At 38.5% G+C, this 18,679-nt stretch carries 19 protein-coding genes; 13 read left to right on the forward strand and 6 right to left on the reverse strand.

The window, feature by feature from the left end; translation table 11 throughout:
• Nucleotides 1–2: 2 nt before the first annotated feature.
• From cmoA to SJ312_RS03680, 4 genes are all read right to left on the reverse strand, one after another.
• Nucleotides 3–752, reverse strand: coding sequence for a carboxy-S-adenosyl-L-methionine synthase CmoA (cmoA, locus tag SJ312_RS03665; RefSeq protein WP_004255051.1), 750 nt, complete (start codon nt 750–752; stop codon nt 3–5).
• Between the two features lie 131 nt (nt 753–883).
• Nucleotides 884–1,282 carry an MAPEG family protein gene (locus SJ312_RS03670; protein ID WP_004255048.1) on the reverse strand — a complete coding sequence of 133 codons (399 nt, stop codon included), beginning with the start codon at nt 1,280–1,282 and terminating at the stop codon, nt 884–886.
• A gap of 150 nt (nt 1,283–1,432) precedes the next feature.
• Entirely contained in the window at nt 1,433–1,837 is a 405-nt protein-coding gene (locus tag SJ312_RS03675) for an NUDIX hydrolase (protein WP_004255045.1), read from the reverse strand.
• Nucleotides 1,838–1,944: 107 nt separating this feature from the next.
• The gene (locus tag SJ312_RS03680; protein ID WP_110591669.1) at nt 1,945–2,268 is read right to left on the reverse strand and encodes a DUF4377 domain-containing protein; all 324 of its coding nucleotides are present in this window, start codon (nt 2,266–2,268) and stop codon (nt 1,945–1,947) included.
• A gap of 510 nt (nt 2,269–2,778) precedes the next feature.
• On the opposite strand from SJ312_RS03680, the gene aspS reads away from it, so the two are divergent.
• From aspS to ruvB, 6 genes are all read left to right on the forward strand, one after another.
• Nucleotides 2,779–4,548, forward strand: a complete 1,770-nt coding sequence (gene aspS / locus SJ312_RS03685) for an aspartate--tRNA ligase (protein WP_004255040.1) — start codon at nt 2,779–2,781, stop codon at nt 4,546–4,548.
• Nucleotides 4,549–4,553: 5 nt separating this feature from the next.
• On the forward strand, nt 4,554–4,985 hold the full coding sequence (gene nudB / locus SJ312_RS03690; RefSeq protein ID WP_004255036.1) for a dihydroneopterin triphosphate diphosphatase: 432 nt from the start codon (nt 4,554–4,556) through the stop codon (nt 4,983–4,985).
• 30 nt (nt 4,986–5,015) lie between these two features.
• A complete protein-coding gene (locus SJ312_RS03695; RefSeq protein WP_004255032.1) occupies nt 5,016–5,759 on the forward strand; it encodes a YebC/PmpR family DNA-binding transcriptional regulator in 744 nt (247 codons plus the stop codon).
• 268 nt (nt 5,760–6,027) lie between these two features.
• Nucleotides 6,028–6,549, forward strand: a complete 522-nt coding sequence (ruvC, locus tag SJ312_RS03700) for a crossover junction endodeoxyribonuclease RuvC (RefSeq protein WP_004255028.1) — start codon at nt 6,028–6,030, stop codon at nt 6,547–6,549.
• Between the two features lie 162 nt (nt 6,550–6,711).
• Nucleotides 6,712–7,329, forward strand: coding sequence for a Holliday junction branch migration protein RuvA (gene ruvA / locus SJ312_RS03705; RefSeq protein ID WP_319866973.1), 618 nt, complete (start codon nt 6,712–6,714; stop codon nt 7,327–7,329).
• A 16-nt stretch (nt 7,330–7,345) separates the two neighbouring features.
• Entirely contained in the window at nt 7,346–8,356 is a 1,011-nt protein-coding gene (gene ruvB, locus SJ312_RS03710) for a Holliday junction branch migration DNA helicase RuvB (protein ID WP_004255021.1), read from the forward strand.
• A gap of 104 nt (nt 8,357–8,460) precedes the next feature.
• Here ruvB and znuB read toward each other — a convergent pair whose 3' ends face one another.
• Together znuB and znuC are read right to left on the reverse strand one after the other, a co-directional pair.
• Nucleotides 8,461–9,246 (reverse strand): zinc ABC transporter permease subunit ZnuB, encoded by a 786-nt coding sequence (znuB, locus tag SJ312_RS03715; RefSeq protein WP_094962966.1) that lies wholly within the window; start codon nt 9,244–9,246, stop codon nt 8,461–8,463.
• Complete coding sequence (znuC, locus tag SJ312_RS03720) at nt 9,239–10,006, reverse strand: zinc ABC transporter ATP-binding protein ZnuC (protein WP_004255015.1); 768 nt, start codon at nt 10,004–10,006, stop codon at nt 9,239–9,241. The genes znuB and znuC overlap by 8 nt, the downstream gene beginning before the upstream one ends.
• 76 nt (nt 10,007–10,082) lie before the next feature.
• Here znuC and znuA point away from each other — a divergent pair, with 76 nt between their 5' ends.
• From znuA to SJ312_RS03755, 7 genes are all read left to right on the forward strand, one after another.
• The gene (gene znuA, locus SJ312_RS03725; protein ID WP_110591670.1) at nt 10,083–11,042 is read left to right on the forward strand and encodes a zinc ABC transporter substrate-binding protein ZnuA; all 960 of its coding nucleotides are present in this window, start codon (nt 10,083–10,085) and stop codon (nt 11,040–11,042) included.
• Nucleotides 11,043–11,062: 20 nt separating this feature from the next.
• A complete protein-coding gene (gene mepM, locus SJ312_RS03730) occupies nt 11,063–12,403 on the forward strand; it encodes a murein DD-endopeptidase MepM (RefSeq protein ID WP_094962968.1) in 1,341 nt (446 codons plus the stop codon).
• Between the two features lie 117 nt (nt 12,404–12,520).
• Nucleotides 12,521–13,495 carry a lauroyl-Kdo(2)-lipid IV(A) myristoyltransferase gene (lpxM, locus tag SJ312_RS03735; protein WP_096864858.1) on the forward strand — a complete coding sequence of 325 codons (975 nt, stop codon included), beginning with the start codon at nt 12,521–12,523 and terminating at the stop codon, nt 13,493–13,495.
• Nucleotides 13,496–13,889: 394 nt separating this feature from the next.
• A complete protein-coding gene (locus SJ312_RS03740; protein ID WP_004255005.1) occupies nt 13,890–14,747 on the forward strand; it encodes a LysR family transcriptional regulator in 858 nt (285 codons plus the stop codon).
• A 186-nt stretch (nt 14,748–14,933) separates the two neighbouring features.
• On the forward strand, nt 14,934–15,455 hold the full coding sequence (locus tag SJ312_RS03745; protein ID WP_004255004.1) for a fimbrial protein: 522 nt from the start codon (nt 14,934–14,936) through the stop codon (nt 15,453–15,455).
• Between the two features lie 57 nt (nt 15,456–15,512).
• Nucleotides 15,513–16,175: a molecular chaperone gene (locus tag SJ312_RS03750; protein WP_004255002.1), complete on the forward strand. Its 663-nt coding sequence runs from the start codon at nt 15,513–15,515 to the stop codon at nt 16,173–16,175.
• Nucleotides 16,176–16,186: 11 nt separating this feature from the next.
• Nucleotides 16,187–18,673, forward strand: coding sequence for a fimbria/pilus outer membrane usher protein (locus tag SJ312_RS03755; protein WP_319866978.1), 2,487 nt, complete (start codon nt 16,187–16,189; stop codon nt 18,671–18,673).
• The last annotated feature ends 6 nt before the right edge of the window (nt 18,674–18,679 follow it).

Raw genomic sequence — 18,679 nt, forward strand, 5'->3', positions numbered from 1 at the left:
GCTTAGGCCTCTTTAACCGCTAACAGTGAACCAAAATTAAAACACTGGAACCAAACTTCACAGTGAGTAAAACCTGCATTTTTTAAACGCGCTTTATGTGCTTCAACAGAATCTGTGAGCATCACGTTTTCTAACATGCTACGTTTTTGGCTGATTTCTAATTCGCTATAGCCATTCGCCCGTTTGAAGTCGTGATGCATATTGAATAATAACTCACCGATTTCTTTATCTTCGAAGTTAAATTTCTCAGAAAGGACTAAAATACCGCCGGGTTGTAGCCCTTGATAAATTTTACTGAGTAATAATTGGCGATCTTCTGGGTTGAGAAACTGCAAAGTAAAATTGAGCACAACCATAGAGGCGTTTTCAATATTTACATCACGAATATCACCTTCTATAACTTCAACCGGTGTGTCAGCACGATAGGCATCAATATGGCGGCGGCAACGTTCAACCATTGCAGGGGAGTTATCAACAGCAATAATTTTGCTTTTTTCTACTGTAATATTACGCCTTATCGATAAGGTTGCTGCACCTAAAGAGCAGCCTAAATCGTAAACATGGCTGTTGGGTTTGACAAAGCGACCCGCTAGCATGCCAATCATCGTAATAATATTAGAGTACCCTGGCACGGAGCGTTGGATCATATCAGGGAATACTTCAGCAACTTTTTCATCGAATTGCCAGTCACCAAGGTTAGCGATAGGCGCAGAGAAAAGGCGGTCTTTTGAGGTTGGATCCGAGTTTGACATAAGTTCTGTATTAATCAAAAACAAAAGTAGGGAAGGATTGTATCAGAAAGGCAGTCTACTGAAAATCAATCCATAAGCAATGAAATAATGAGCGGCACATTAATAATTCGTGCCGTTACAGAGAATAAAAACTAAAGATTAAATGAAACGATTTGTAGCCAAGGTAGGTAATAAGTATTGGCGATAACCATCAGCGCCATAGCAAGGTAAGTTGCTACCATGCCTGAACGGCGATATGAGTAATCGTGATTTTTTAAACCATAAGAGTGCAGTATTCGCCCTGCAATTAAGATCAAGCCACAAATATGAATCATCCACACTTGTGCGCCATTCATTTCCATTAAAAGCAATAAAATTAAAGAGATGGGAATGTATTCGATGGCATTACCATGAACGCGGATTGCGGTTTGCAACTCATAAAAACCGCCATCACCATAAGCTATACGGTATTGATTACGCAGCTTCACAACATTTAAGGATAATCTAAGCAGCAGTAAGGCACCCAGTACAGCGTACAAAGAGCTGACCATTTTTTACTCCACCATAAAACGAATCAAACTATGAAAACACCTAAAAATATAAGTTATAGTAATGGGTATTAACAATATTTGGTGAATTGTAAATCCTAAAAAGCCGTTCGACAAATGAAATCACAACTTTTTTAAGTAATCATATATGCTTTATTGAATTAATCCGTCTTTTTTTAATTGTGACAGAATGGTCACTGCCGTGCTTGAGCAGCGAGGTAAATCGTTAATGCTAAACCAATCCAATTCGGCAATCTCAGCAGCAGGATGGGGTTCGCCTCTATAGTCCGCAAAGTAGCAACGAATACGGACTTGCGTTCCATCTGATTTTCCATCAGCAGGGCCAATAAACTCGCCATAAAACCGGATAGAACTGATAACTAAGTCGAGTTTTAATTCTTCGGCAATCTCACGGCAGAGTGCTTGTACATCCGTCTCACCTTGCTCGCGTTTTCCACCGGGTATATAAAACAAACTTTTATTATGGGAACGCACCATCGCAATTTTGTGATCTGATAGGGTGATTAACCCAAGCTTATCGATGATTTTAACACTCATAATAGGGGCACTCTATTATTTACTGATGATAAAATAATTATGGTTATAAGTGAGTCATTAAGTAAACTGATAAAATTACTTAATGACTTAAATTAAATTTTTAAATGCTATTTCTTTTCAACGATTTTTATCAATTCATAACGAATACTTGGGGCATCAGCCGGTGGGTTAGGTACATCGAATTGCTTCACTTGTACAGTATAAGAGAAGCCTGGTTGATATTCGAAGCCTTGAATTGAGCTATAAAAAAGTTGCCAGTCATCACTTGGGTTTTCTTTCACTTTCATACACTTCATTGGGGCAACGCCCATACAATCAGCAAGTGAAGAATCAATATAAAAAGTTTTTGTATTATCAGTCTCTGCGGGTTTCATGTTTTGGCATCCAGCAAGTAGTACGAACATGGAAGTGGCAAGTATAATTTTTTTCATGGGTAGTCCTTAAACTGCAGATGGTGATTAATTCAGCGTTATATCTATATATTGCGATTATAGCAAACTGAAAAAGGTAACGATTCTGAAATAGAAAGATTAATGATTAAAGAGGTATTTATTAATCAATAATTGAATTGGAATGCATTAAGTGGTGATTTTTTACTCAAAAAGGCTTCGAGCTGATGAAATAAACCTTTGCTGCAATATGTACATGGTGCGGATAGTCCCTTAAAATCGATAGGATCATCGTGATAGACGTCTATCTCGCTATTCAATTTTATTATTGTTGATTAGTAAAACAATAATTGATGAAAATATGATTAAAAACAAAATGGTTTACGCGTTATGTAGAATACGTAACTATTTGTCTAACAGAATTTCCTGTATAATGTCTGCCTTTTTGACATTCTGAATTTTCAGCCCGTGTTTCGCAAATAAATAGGGTTCAGCAAAATGCCAAAATCCCGCAGCAAGCAAAAGCACAACAGCTGAGTAAAAGGATATTGTATGCGTACTAATTATTGTGGGCAGTTAAACATCGCTCACGAAGGCCAAAAGGTCACTCTTAGTGGATGGGTAAACCGCCGCCGCGATTTAGGTGGTTTGATTTTTATCGATATGCGTGACCGTGAAGGTATCGTGCAAGTTTTCTTCGATCCCGATCGTAAAGACATATTTGAAAAAGCGTCAGAGCTGCGTAATGAGTTCTGTATCCAAATCACAGGGACAGTACGCGCACGTCCAGATAGCCAAAAAAATAAAGACATGGCAACGGGCGAAATTGAAGTTTTTGCTGAAGAACTGAATGTTTTTAATAAGTCAGAGCCACTGCCGTTAGATAGCAACCAAACAAATACAGAAGAGCGTCGTTTAAAATATCGTTATTTAGATTTACGTCGCCCAGAGATGTCTGACCGTCTGCGTACGCGTGCTAAAATCACCAGCTTTGTTCGTAACTTTATGGATAAAGAAGGGTTCTTGGACGTTGAAACGCCAATGCTAACCAAAGCAACGCCAGAAGGTGCTCGTGACTATTTAGTACCAAGCCGTGTTCATAAAGGTAAATTTTACGCATTACCGCAATCACCACAATTATTTAAACAATTGCTGATGATGTCAGGTTTTGACCGTTATTATCAAATCGTAAAATGCTTCCGTGATGAAGACCTACGTGCGGACCGTCAACCTGAATTCACCCAAATCGACGTTGAAACCTCGTTCATGACTGCAGAGCAAGTGCGTGAAATTATGGAACGTATGATCCGTAATTTATGGTTAGAGGTAAAAGGGGTTGATTTAGGCAACTTCCCAATCATGACCTTTGCGGAAGCTATGCGTCGTTATGGTTCAGATAAACCAGACTTACGTAACCCAATGGAGCTGGTGGATGTTGCGGATATCGTAAAAGATGTTGAATTTGCGGTGTTCTCAGGCCCAGCAAACGATCCGAAAGGTCGTGTTGCGGCTCTGAAAGTCCCCGGTGGCGCAGCTATGACCCGTAAACAAATCGACGAATATGGTCAATTTGTTGGTATTTATGGTGCGAAAGGCTTGGCTTGGATGAAAGTCAACGAGCGAGCTAAAGGCCTTGACGGTATTCAAAGTCCAGTTGCAAAATTCTTGAGTGAAGACGTGATTAACCAGTTATTAGACCGTACTGGTGCCGTTGACGGCGATATCTTGTTATTTGGCGCGGGCGCGAAAAATGTGGTGACCGATTCAATGGGTGCGCTACGCTTGAAAGTAGGTCGTGACTTTGAATTAACCGATTTAAATAGCTGGCAGCCACTGTGGGTGATTGATTTCCCAATGTTTGAAGATAATGGTGAAGGCGGGTTAACTGCGATGCACCATCCATTTACGTCTCCTAAAGATTTCTCACCTGAAGAACTGGCGAGTAAACCTGAAGAAGCCGTTGCTAATGCGTATGATATGGTCATCAATGGCTACGAAGTTGGCGGTGGTTCAGTCCGTATTCACCGCAACGAAATGCAACAAACAGTATTTAGTATTTTAGGTATTAATGAAGAAGACCAACGCGAAAAATTTGGCTTCTTATTAGATGCATTGAAATATGGTACACCACCACATGCAGGCTTAGCATTTGGTCTTGACCGTTTAGTGATGCTGTTAACAGGAACTGATAATATTCGTGATGTTATTGCTTTCCCGAAAACAACAGCGGCCGCGTGTCTAATGACGAATGCACCGAGCCATGCTAACCCGGATGCATTAACGGAACTTGCTATCGCTGTAGTTGCGAAAGACGAAGAGTAAGTTCAATGAAAAAATATAAGCGCCCAGAATCAGTATTAGTCATTATTGTGGCTCAAAATAGTGGACGGGTGCTTATGTTACGACGTAAAGACGACCCAGACTTTTGGCAATCAGTGACTGGAAGTTTGGAGCCTGATGAAAAACCGTATGAAACGGCGTGTCGTGAAATTAAAGAAGAAACAGGTTTTGAGGTTGAACAGAACCAGCTGCAAGATTTGTCGCACAGTATCATCTTTGAAATTTTCCCACATTTCAGGCATCGTTATGCACCCGATGTTACGCATTGCAAAGAACATTGGTTTAAAATGGTGCAAAGTGAAGAAAAAATGCCATTACTGACGGAACACAGCGAATATCGTTGGCTAGCACCAGATGAAGCGGCGAGCTTAACGAAATCCTGGAGCAACAGTCAGGCTATTTTAGAATTTGCTGTTTAATTATTTATTGACGTTTTTTGGAGATATTTCATGGCAGGTCATAGTAAATGGGCCAACACCAAACACCGTAAAGCGGCACAAGATGCTAAGCGCGGTAAAATTTTCACTAAAATTATCCGTGAATTAGTGACTGCAGCGCGTTTAGGTGGTGGTGATCCCGCAACAAACCCACGTTTACGTGCAGCGGTAGATAAAGCATTATCTAACAACATGACTCGTGACACCTTAAACCGTGCTATCGCTCGTGGTGTTGGTAATGATGATAACGATAATATGGAAACCATCATTTATGAAGGTTATGGCCCAGGCGGAACGGCTGTTATGGTTGAATGTTTAAGTGATAACCGTAACCGTACTGTTTCTGAAGTGCGTCATGCATTTACTAAAACGGGTGGTAACTTGGGGACAGACGGCTCTGTTTCTTACTTGTTTACTAAACGCGGCGTAATCACCTATGCGCCTGGTGTTGATGAAGATGCGATCATGGAAGCGGCATTAGAAGCGGGTGCTGATGATGTTGAAACTTATGATGATGGCGCAATCGATGTTTACACAACGCCAGAAACTTTTGGTGAAGTGAAAGATGCATTAGATGCTGCGGGTTTCACCAGTGAAGCTGCAGAAGTCTCAATGATCCCATCAACTAAAGCCGAGTTAGATGCAGAAACAGCGCCTAAATTGTTACGTCTTATCGATATGTTAGAAGATTCAGACGACGTTCAGGAAGTTTACCACAATGGTGATATTTCTGACGAAGTCGCTGCCACACTGTAAGTTGTGAGGCACTAAATGGCGGCCTAGTCATTTAGCATAATCCGCGTAGAGAAAGCGGGCTGATGCAGCCTGTTTTCTCTAACGCCTTCGATGCTTTCCTTCCTTTTATTCGCTATACTTGGCTAAGTATCAGTGCCATAACTCGCCTTTATTATCACTATTCTGAATGTTGGATTTGATATTCAAATAGCTATTTGATTGAAATTGATAGTATTATGAAGCTTATTAGAACAACATGATTAATATAAAGAGGCATAAGTAAATTTATATGGCGATTATTTTAGGTATTGACCCTGGCTCTCGTGTTACGGGGTACGGTGTTATTCGCCAACAAGGCCGGCAACTACTGTATTTAGGTAGTGGGTGTATTCGTACACAAGTTGATGATTTACCAAGTCGTCTGCAACGAATTTACGCGGGCGTCTCGGAAATTATCACTCAATATCAACCGGATATATTATCCATTGAACAAGTCTTTATGGCGAAGAATGCGGATTCAGCATTAAAACTTGGGCAAGCTCGGGGAGTTGCGATTGTCGCCGCTGCAAACATGAATATACCCGTATTTGAATATGCAGCACGTCAGGTCAAACAAACGGTGGTAGGCACAGGAGCCGCAGAAAAAAGCCAAGTACAACATATGGTTAAATCGATTCTGAAGTTGTCAGCGAGCCCACAATCTGATGCAGCAGATGCTTTGGCAATTGCGATAACACATTGCCATTTCAATCAAAACCTTTTAAAAGTTGGCGACCCACGGTTAGTTTTAACTCGAGGTCGTTTAAGATAGCGAGTTTATCTTAAACAGAATTGCTTATTAATAAATAGCGCGTAGCTGGATATGCATCCAGCATTTTTTATGGTATAAACAACAGTATTAATGATAATAAATCAACCTGTTCAGGGTTTGGATAGTATGTTCAGGGTTTAGATAGCAATAGAGGGCTTCAATGTGATAGGTCGTTTACGTGGTATTGTTTTAGAAAAGCAACCTCCAATCGTATTATTAGAACTACAAGGTGTTGGTTATGAAGTCCATATGCCAATGACTTGTTTCTATGAGTTGCCCGAAATTGGTCAAGAAGCGATTGTGTTCACTCACTTTGTTGTTCGTGAAGATGCTCAATTACTATATGGGTTTAATGATAAGCAAGAAAGGGCGCTATTTAAAGAGCTGATCAAAGTAAATGGTGTTGGCCCCAAATTAGCCCTCGCAATTTTATCCGGTATGTCTGCTCAACAATTTGTGTCCGCTATTGAACAAGAGGCTATAGCATCACTGGTTAAATTACCTGGAATTGGTAAGAAAACCGCAGAACGTTTAGTGGTCGAAATGAAAGACCGCTTCAAAGGCCTCAATGGGGATTTATTTAATCAAAATAGCGATATTAATCTGCCAAGTGTAAATAGCAAAGTACCAAATATGGCTGATATTGAAGCGGAAGCCGTAGCCGCACTGATTGCTTTAGGGTATAAACCACAAGAAGCAAGCCGTATGGTGAGTAAAGTCGCAAAACCGGATAGTGACTCTGAAACACTGATCCGTGATGCCCTTCGTGCAGCACTTTGATTGAGAGATTTTTAATATGATTGAAGCCGATCGCCTAATAACTGCTGAAGTATTACAGTCAGATGAAGAAGCTATTGACCGTGCGATCAGGCCAAAGCTATTGAATGAGTATATTGGTCAGCCTCAGGTTAAAGACCAAATGGAAATATTTATTCAGGCAGCGAAAATGCGAGGCGATGCACTTGATCACCTACTCATTTTTGGCCCTCCAGGGTTAGGTAAAACAACTTTGGCAGGGATTGTTGCGAATGAACTAGGCGTTAATCTGCGTACAACCTCAGGGCCTGTATTAGAAAAGGCCGGCGATTTAGCTGCCATGTTAACTAATTTAGAGCCCCATGATGTCCTATTTATTGATGAAATTCATCGATTATCCCCAGTTGTTGAGGAAATACTTTATCCCGCAATGGAAGATTATCAGCTAGATATCATGATAGGCGAAGGGCCTGCAGCGCGCTCTATTAAAATTGATCTCCCTCCTTTCACGTTAATTGGTGCAACGACTCGGGCAGGGTCGCTCACATCACCATTACGTGACCGGTTTGGTATTGTGCAACGTCTAGAATTTTATCAAGTTGACGATTTACAACATATTGTTAAGCGTAGTGCCCAATACATGGGGTTAGATATCACCGAAGAAGGGGCCTTACAGGTTGCTATGCGTTCGAGGGGAACTCCACGTATCACCAACCGTTTGTTACGTCGTGTGCGGGATTTTGCTCAAGTGAAAGGTGATGGTTCAATTGATGGGCTAATAGCTAACCAAGCTTTAGACATGTTAAATGTGGATGCTGCTGGTTTCGATTATTTAGATAGAAAGCTTTTAGTTGCTATTATTGATAAATTTATGGGTGGCCCAGTTGGGGTTGATAACCTTGCAGCAGCTATCGGGGAAGAGCGTGAAACCATAGAAGATGTATTAGAACCTTATCTTATCCAGCAAGGTTTTATTCAGCGCACCCCTCGAGGCCGAATGGCGACAGTTCATGCATATAACCACTTTGGTTTAACCCCTAAAGAAATTTGATTATATAAAATAAATAAGTATGGCCCCAATATTGTTATCAATATTGGGGCCATCTGTGCTAAAAACAGCGCGTGATGACTAAAATGCATAGCTTAAAGCTTAAATTAATTTTTCGCTTTTATTGTTAAGCTAAGTACGAATAGAACAGCCGATACCAATACGACAGACGGCCCAGCAGGGGTATCGTAGAAAGCAGAAAGTGTTAATCCACCAGTTACAGCAATCATACCAATTAAGATAGCGATAAAGGCCATTTGCTCAGGTGTTCGAGCAAAACGCCTAGCCGTTGCCGCGGGTATAATCAATAAAGACGTAATAATTAACGCCCCGACAAACTTCATTGCAATGCCAATTGTTAGTGCGGTAACTAACATTAGTAATAAACGCAGTCTTTGAATATTAATGCCATCAACAAAAGCAAGTTCAGGGCTAACCGTTATGGACAAAAGTGCCCGCCAACGATAAAAAAGCAACCCGCAAACGACAATAACGCCAATAAAAATCGTTATAATATCTTCATAGCTGACTGAGAGTAAGTCACCAAATAAGTAAGCCATTAGGTCAACACGGACATTAGCCATCAAGCTAACAACGACTAAACCTAAAGACAGTGAACTGTGCGCCATAATACCCAGTAAAGTATCAACGGCAAGTTGTGGACGCTTTTCTAGCCAAACTAAGATTAAGGCTAATAGCAAAGTTACAGCAATAACGGCATAGAATGGGTTGATATTTAATAGTAGCCCAAATGCGACACCTAACAATGAAGCATGAGCTAATGTGTCGCCAAAGTAGGACATTCGGCGCCACACAACAAAAGAGCCTAAAGGACCTGCCGCAATGGCAAGTAGCATGCCTGCTACCCAGCCGGGTAATAGTAACTCAATCATGTTTGCAGTCCTTGCTGTGTTGGTGACCAACAATAATATTGCCTTCTAAATCATGTTGATGATTATGTTGATGACGGTATACACCGAGTTGTTGAGCACCCCGATAACCAAACATTGCCACAAACTCAGGGTGGTTTGAAACAACGTCTGGCGCGCCAGAACAGCATATATGGCCGTTAATGCAAAGTACTTTATCTGTTTTTGCCATCACGAGATGTAAGTCATGGGAAACCATTAATACAGCACAATTAAGCTCAGTTCTTAATTGATTAATTAAATCATATAGTGCAACTTGGCCTGTAATATCAACACCTTGAGCGGGTTCATCGAGCACTAACAGGTCAGGTTTATTGAGTAGGGCGCGAGCCAGTAAAACACGTTGAGTTTCACCGCCTGATAATTTTTGCATCGGTTGCTCGAGTAAATGCGTTGCTTTGACTCTTTCGAGTGCAGGTAACAAATGCTCTTTACGAGCACCGAGCTTTAATAACATAAACCGTTTAACCGTAAGAGGGAGCGTCGTATCTAAGTGAAGTTTTTGTGGAACATAACCAATAGCAAGAGAAGAAGGACGCGTAATGGTACCTGATGTAGGGGCAAGTAACCCGAGTACAACACGTACAATAGTTGATTTTCCAGCGCCATTTGGGCCTAAAAGGGTTACGATATCACCTTTATTCAGTTCAAAGGTAACATCGTTAAGGACCTGTTTTTCGCCAAATGAAACAGAAATTTTATTTAAAGTCAGTAATGGTTGCATATGAAAAACATCTTGCAGAATTCATTTTGTGTTATATTATAACATTTCAAAATCAAAATCACGGAAAAAGACTGCTATGATACATAAATCGAAAAACATTGCCTGCAAATTTCTTTTCGGGGCGGTGGCGACCTCCGTATTAAGTGCAACTATGGTATCAACTGCTAATGCTGATGTTGTAACGTCAATTCGCCCTCTGGCCTTTATTGCCGCAGGGATTGCAGACGGTGTCACTGAGACACAAGTTTTATTACCAGATGGTGCTTCACCTCATGATTATGCACTTAAACCCTCTGATTTGAAAAAAATTAAACAGGCTGATCTATTCGTATGGGTTGGACCTGATATGGAAATGTTTTTACAGAAGCCAATCAATACATTACCACAGAATAAACGCCTAGCATTGGCTGAGCAGAAAAACATTAAGCCACTACTTATGGCGGAGTCACATGAAGATGAACATGATCACGAACATGGAGATGAAGCTAACCATGACAACGATCACGAACATCATCACCATGGTGAGTATAATATGCATATCTGGTTATCCCCAGAAATTGCAAATTACGCTGCGCAAGACATTTATGAGCGTTTAGTAGAGCTTTATCCTGAACAAAAAAATAAGCTAGACGTAAACCTTCGTAAATTCAAAGAAAATATGACGCAAAATGATCAGAAAATTGCTAATATTTTGCAGCCAGCTAAAAATAAGGGTTATTTTGTTTTTCACGACGCTTACGGTTACTTTGAAAAACACTATCAATTAGCTCCATTAGGGCACTTTACGATAAACCCAGAAATACAACCTGGCGCGCAGAAATTACATCAAATACGAACACAATTGGTTGAGCACAAAGCGCAATGTGTTTTTGCTGAGCCACAATTCAGGCCTGCTGTGATTGAAAGTGTAGCACGAAATACGGGGGTGAAAATGGGAACTCTCGACCCACTAGGAATTGGGCTGGCGATAGGGCCAGATAGCTACATGCAGTTTTTGACTCAATTATCAGAGCAATACGCCAGCTGCCTGGATTAAAAATAGAAGGAATTGTTTAAGTGCAGCAAATGGCCAAAAGTCTGGCTCAGGTATACGGTAGCCTGTCTAGGACACATAAAATTGTATTAAGTACGCTCACTGTAGCGACTATGGCCGTCGCAATTTGGCGGCCAGTTCATGTACCAACGACAACTGAAAATGATGGCACACCGGATACCATCATACCGCTCTCATTATTACCTGCAAGTGATGCTACCGACGATATAATTCAAGACAGTAGTGAACAGCTACCTGATGAAGGCCTTGCTGATACCGAAGCTGAAGCAATAGAGACAGGGGGAGAAGCTGCGCCTCTCCCCCATGAATATGTTGTTGCAAGTGGTGATAACTTAACGACTATTTTAACTCAATTCGGTATTGAAGCTGGGGATGTTGCAACGCTATCTAACCAACATAAGTCATTGAGAAACCTTAAAATAGGCCAATCCTTAAATTGGTCTTTAACAGAACAGGGTGAGTTAGAATCATTGACTTGGGATGTTTCTCGCCGTGAGACCCGTATTTTTACCCGCGTAGGAACGACAAATAAATTTGAAGAAACTAAGCAAATTCGCGAAGGTGAATGGACTAACAGTGTTTTAAAAGGTACGGTTGACGGTTCATTTGCACAAAGTACAAACAAAGCGGGCTTAACACGTAATGAAGGCCGTGAGGTGATTAAAGCCTTACAATGGCAGGTTGATTTCAAAAAATTGAAAAAAGGCGATAAATTCAGTGTGTTAATGAGCAGGGAAATGCTTAACGGGCGCAGTGAGCAGAGCCAACTCATTGGTGTTCGTCTGCAAACTAATGGAAAAAGCTATTATGCTTTTCGTGCTGAAGATGGGCGCTATTATGATAGCGAAGGGAATGGCTTAGAACGCGGTTTCTTACGTTTTCCAACCGCTAAACAGTTTAGAGTGTCTTCACAATTCAATCCTCGGCGAGTTAACCCAGTTACTGGGCGTGTAGCACCGCATAAAGGTGTGGATTTCGCAATGCCTGTTGGCACGCCAGTACTTGCTGTTGGTGATGGTGAAGTGATTGTTTCAAAATACAGTGGTGCTGCAGGCAACTTTATTGCTATCCGTCATGGGCGTCAATATACCACTCGTTACATGCATTTACGCCAATTGTTAGTTAAGCCTGGGCAAAAAGTTAAGCGTGGTGATAGAATTGCGCTATCAGGTAATACTGGGCGTTCGACCGGGCCTCATCTACATTTTGAAATGTGGGTGAATCAACAAGCAGTAAATCCACTTACTGCGAAATTACCAAGTTCTGGTGGTTTAACAGGAAAAGAGCGTAAAGAATATTTAGCGCTAGTAAAAGAAACGAAACCACAACTTAAACTACAGTAACTTAAGTTTCTATTTTATCGCTGGCAGGTACTTGTATCTGCCAGTTTTCTTTGTAATGCTCCCGTAAACTATTATTATAAGCTATAGAGAGATAGCTAATATTCACTTGAGTACAGCATGAATAAAGATCAAGACACTGATAGTAAAAAAGGCTATGTGCCAACTTTTCACCGTTCTTATCTATTACCTAAATATTGGGGGGTATGGTTAGGAGCGGGTATTTTGGCAGGATTGGCTTTCATTCCGGTTAAAATCCGTGACCCTTTACTCGCTAAAATAGGAAAATGGGTTGGGCGGCTGGCTAAAAGTGGTCGTCGTCGTGCCAAAATTAACTTACTTTATTGTTTTCCTAAATTGACAGAACAACAACGAGAAGAATTAGTTGATCGTATGTTTGAAACCGCACCACAGTCCTTTGTTATGTTGGCAGAGCTATGTCTTCGTGGTGCAAGTAAAACGCTAGCTAGAACGCATTGGCATAATCAAGAAATTATAGAGCGCTTAAAACAGCAGCAAAGCAATGTTATTTTTATGGTTCCTCATGGCTGGGCCGTTGATGCACCAGCGATGTTATTAGCAGCAAAAGGCCAGAAAATGGCTGCAATGTTTCATCACCAAAAGAACCCAGTTGCAGATTATTTATGGAATAAAGCGAGATACCATTTCGGGGGGCGCTTGCATTCAAGAGAAGCGGGTATTAAGCCTTTTATTGCTTCTGTTAGACAAGGATATTGGGGGTTTTATCTTCCAGACCAAGATCATGGTGAGGAGCATAGCGAATTTGTTGATTTTTTTGGTACATATAAGGCAACATTACCTGCAATCGGTAGGTTAATGAAAGTTTGTAAAGCGAAAGTTGTGCCACTATTTCCCGTTTATGACCATAAAACGCATCAATTGCATATTTTTATCCGTGAACCAATGGATGATATCGATGGTAAGGACGATAAGTATATTGCACGAAGAATGAATGAGGAGCTGGAATATCTGGTTTCCCCGAACTTAGAACAATACACATGGATACTAAAGCTATTAAAAACGCGAAAAGAGGGAGAAATAGAACCTTATCAGCGTAAAGATCTTTACCGTTAGTCTCCAGATGTACAGAATAATTTTTAAGCCATTACCTTTTGAGTAATGGCTTTTTTTTGTCTAAAAGTGTGCTCATCATAGAAATATACACTTAATCCCCATAATTTTGAAAAGCTGGGTACCATTATTAATGGTGTATAGTTATTTAATTTATTTTTATATTTCTTGGTTTTATTATTAGGCTATTTTTAGTTACTTGTATTGATCTTTTCGAGAGTATAAGAGAACTGATAGCTTTACATAAAAAAATATCCCCTATTAAAAATGATTATCGATATATCAAAATAAATAACTTAAAAACTTTTAAATATATGAGTAAATAAGGAATGGTATGTAAAAGTATTTATTAACGATAAATAAAATATATCTCCCAGGTTAATAATTTGGAGACTCTATGGTTAAAACCCGAACTACGCTAGACCAATGGATAACCCTACAAGCGGTGGTTGACTACGGTGGTTTTGCTCAAGCAGCTGAAATCTTGCATAGAACACAATCATCAATTAGTTATACCATCAGTAAATTAGAGCAAACGTTAGAAATTGAAATATTTTCTTTAGAAAAACGTCGTGCAGTATTAACTAAACAAGGAGAACAGTTATTAGCGTTATCAAGAGAAGTAACAAATAAAGCGATTTCATTAGAAGAGGTTGCCAAGTCATTAAATTATGAGGGAAATAATAAAATTAATATAGTTATAGATTCGCTATATCAAAGTGATGAAATACTTAAAAAAATTGGAGAGCTAAGCTGCTCTAGAAAGGATTATGATATTGATCTTAAGAAGATTTCACTAAGAAAATCAGATGTTTTTACAATTAAAAATTATGATTTATTAATTACTCATCATTACATTGAGTCGTTAAATCCCATATTTCTTGAACAGGTTGAAGCGGTGCTTGTAACCAACCCAAATCATAAGCTGCAACATTGTTCAGTTGACAATATACTGAAAATAATGGAAAAAACCGCCTCAATTTCTTTGAAGCTTACAGGTATGAATGGGATCAAAAGCATCCAAACTATCCATATTTCTAATGTGGAATTAGCAATTAAATTAGCCGAAAATTCGGTTGGTTATTTATGGTTGCCGAAAAATTTAATCCAGAAAGAATTAAATAATAATTCATTAAAAGAGCTGAAAATAGTAAATAAAAAGTCGTTCTATAATTTTTATATGTATATTAATAAAATCTCAATGGCAAATGAAATTTTAAAAAACTATCTAATTGCTAATAAAAAATCTAAATAAAAGAGCCAGTTCATAAATGATAAAAACAAAGCATTAATATTTTAGATGCAATTTTAAAAAATTCAATGTATCCATTGGTTAACTTAACTAAAGGTAGATGATATATTTCTTCTGAACTAAAAATATGAGTGATTTATTTGTTTATGTAGTAATTAATAATTAAAAATCTATATTATAGGAACTATTATGAGTATTCTAAAAAAATCCCTAACTATAATAGGGGTTACTTTAGCTGTAACATCTACGCCAACTGTTTTTGCTTCAGGTACAATTAACTTTACTGGGGAAATAACTGATATAGCTTGTACAGTTGATAGCAACTCAAAAAATTTAAATGTTGACCTTGGAAAGGTATCAGCTAAAAGTTTAGCCGCACAAGGAGAAGTGGCGGGTTTAAAAAACTTTACTATTAAACTTGTTGATTGTCCAACAAACTCCAAAGTAACTGTACGTTTCGGTGGCACACGTGATACCGCAGACAACGATATTCTTGCAATTAACCAAGCTGTAGGCGTTGCAAATAATGTCGGTGTTGCTTTATTTGAAAAAGATGCAATAACGCAAATTAAGTTGTTTGAAGATTCAAAACAAATTGAATTCGATGGTACAACAGTAGACTTAGACTATGTTGCTCGTTATAAAGCGACTGGTGTAGTAACTGCAGGGCCTGCTAATAGCAGTGCAGTATACAGTATTCAATATCATTAACTAATTGGAGAGTGACAATGGTTACTCTCCTTCTTATTTCAATATAATGGTTGTTTTATGAAAAAAATATTTTTTTCAATCTGTATATGTTTTTTTTCTATAACTAGCACCTCTCAAGCTTCAGGGATTAGTGTAGGTGGAACACGTTTTGTCTATGAAGAAAATAAACGTGAAATTGATATTCCTATTTTCAATAGTGATAAAGAAAAACCTTTTTTAATTCAAAGCTGGGTATCACCATTTGGCGGAGAGGGGAAAGCACCATTTATTGCCATACCACCATTATTTCGTATTGAGCCAGATACAAATGGTTCAGCTAGAATTTCTTATATAGGTGAGTCTATCGGTTCAAATACTGAACAAATTTATTTGCTTAATATCAAATCAATACCACCAAAAAATAATAGTATTGAGAATGAACTACAGATAATCATAAATTCACAGTTTAAATTATTTTTAAGGTCGAAAGATATAGAGCCATTCGACTTTAAAAAAATTTTTTTAGTTGAGAAACCAGATGGGATTATGATTGATAACCAAACTCCATATCACTTATCAATCAAAAATATCCTTGACAATGGCAGGGTCATTGACGGTGCTAGTTTAATATATCCATTCAAAAATGACTATATCATTAAGAAAAAAATAAATAATGGTGACTCAATAGTTGTTCAATTTATCAATGACTATGGCGCTATTATAGAGAAAAAAACCAAATAAGAGTCTCTAAGATGCCAGTTTTTTGTAAAAAAAATACGCTTATGTATTCTAATGTTTTTACTGCGATTAGCTTAATATTTTATATCAATAATACAATTGCTAAAGATATTTTTGATATTAATGCAATTAATTCCGGAATGGAAAACCAAGTCGCAGATATAAATAGTTTAGGCTACCTATCATCTGCGGGAGGGCAATTGCCAGGAGATTATTTTGTTGATATCTATATAAATGATAAATTGGTTGATAACAAGAATATAAGGTTTTTATTTGATGATAAAGCTAAAAAATTATCTCCTGAAATAACAAAAAAAATGCTGCTAAACTGGGGCGTGAAAAACTCAGCAAGTGAAAAGTTTTCAGCAAGTGGAGAGGACGAATATTTGAATGACATTAGTAAAATTATTCCCAGTGCTAATTATCAATACAGATTTGAAACCCAACAATTACAAATTAGTATCCCACAAATTGGATTAGAAAATACGAGTAGAGGCTATATTGAACCAAAGGAATGGGACGATGGAATCACCGCTACATTTGTTAACTACACAGTTCGGTTTAATAAACATTGGTACCAAAATAAGAATAATAGAGATGACTCGTTCTTAGGTTTAAGAAGTGGTATTAATATGGGCGCTTGGCGTTTCCGTAATCATAGTACCTACAGTAAAACGACATATGAAACGAATTGGAATAATCTACAAACTTATGTAGAACGTGATATTCGTAGCTTAAAAAGCCGCTTAACGATTGGTGAAATATCCTCTGATAATGGCGTAATAGAGAGCACCCCTTATCTTGGAGTGAAGCTAGTATCTGATGAAAGTATGTTACCTCAAAGTGAAAGGGGTTTTGCACCTACAGTGACTGGTCTTGTACAATCAAACGCGATTGTTACTATCAGCCAAAATGGCAACGTGATTTATCAAACCACCGTGCCGCCGGGTAGGTTTGCGATTAATGATTTGTATCCAACGTCATATAGTGGTGATCTTGAGGTCACAGTTGAAGAAGCTAATGGCACGGCAAGGTCTTTTATTCAGCCTTTCTCTGCAGTGCCAATGATGCAAAGAGCCGGCACATTAAAATATAGCGTAGATATTGGTAAATATAATGTTGATGGTGCACGACGTAAACCTAATTTTGCGCAAGCATCAGCAATTTACGGCTTGCCATATAACTTATCCGTTTATGGAGGTTTCTTAGTTTCTCAAGACTATCAAGCCTACACAATAGGTGCTGGAGTAAATTTAGGCAAAATTGGCGCGATATCAACAGATATTACAGAAGCATCGGTACAATTGATTGATAAAAAGAGTGCGAAAGGGCAAGCGTATCGAATTCAATATTCGAAATACATTCCAAATACAGGCACTTCTTTTTCTTTGGCGTCATATCGTTACTCAACAAAAAACTATTATGATTTTTCTGATTTGAATAATTATCTTTATAATATGGGGCGAAAAAAACAACAGTTTCAAGCATCAGTCTCTCAGTCACTTGACGAAATCGGTTATTTATCGGTGAATGGTTACCAGCAATATTATTGGGACAAAAGTGGTTCTGATAAAAGTTTAACAATGAGTTTTAGCTCTAATTATAATTCATTGAATTACAGCGTTGCTTATTCTTATATTAAACAAAACTATTCAAAAACAAATGACCAAATGCTGTCATTCAATTTAAGTATTCCTTTTGATTTGGGTCGAAAAAATAATTGGGCTAACTATAGCTATAGTACCAGCAAAAATGGAGATTCGATTAGCTCATTAAGTTTTAATGGTATGCAATTAGTAGATAATAATTTGCAGTATAACCTTACGCAAAGATATAACCATAGCCGTAATGAATTTAGCAGTTCCGTTAGTGCAAACTATATAGTTTCATCAGGAGAATACAGTTTGGGTTATAACTATGACCCTAAATATCATGCTATCGATTTCAGTGCAACGGGAGCACTATTATTGCATTCTGGCGGGTTAACGACCTCTCGTACTATCTATGATTCTGCAGTGCTCGTTAAAGCAGAAGATATAGACAATTTAAAAGTAAATAACGCGCAATCACTTTACACTAATTCGTCAGGTTATGCAGTAATTCCCACAGTGAATCGTTATGAACGAAATAAAATTAGTGTCGATACTGCAACATTAAGTGGCAATAATGATGTTGCGATTAATACAACGACAGTCGTTCCTACTCAAGGTGCGATTGTATTAGCTAATTTCCAAGCAAAACGGGGTGCTAGAGTTTTATTAAAACTCAAGTATGCGGGAAAAGCAATTGCATTTGGTACACAAGTTTCTGTTATGGAAAGTGAGGAACAAGTTACAGGCGGTATTGTTGCAAATGATGGGGAGGTTTATTTAAGTGGCGTTCCAGAGCAAAGCAAGATAATAGTGAAATGGGGCAACGGTAATAATCAACAATGTACAGTTCCACTTTTATTATCATTAGAGAATGAAAAAATTCAGTTTATAGAACGAGTTTGTGAATAGGAGTTA

This window comes from Providencia sp. CIM-Carb-044 (genome assembly GCF_033901115.1).
Classification (GTDB): Bacteria; Pseudomonadota; Gammaproteobacteria; order Enterobacterales; family Enterobacteriaceae; genus Providencia; species Providencia hangzhouensis.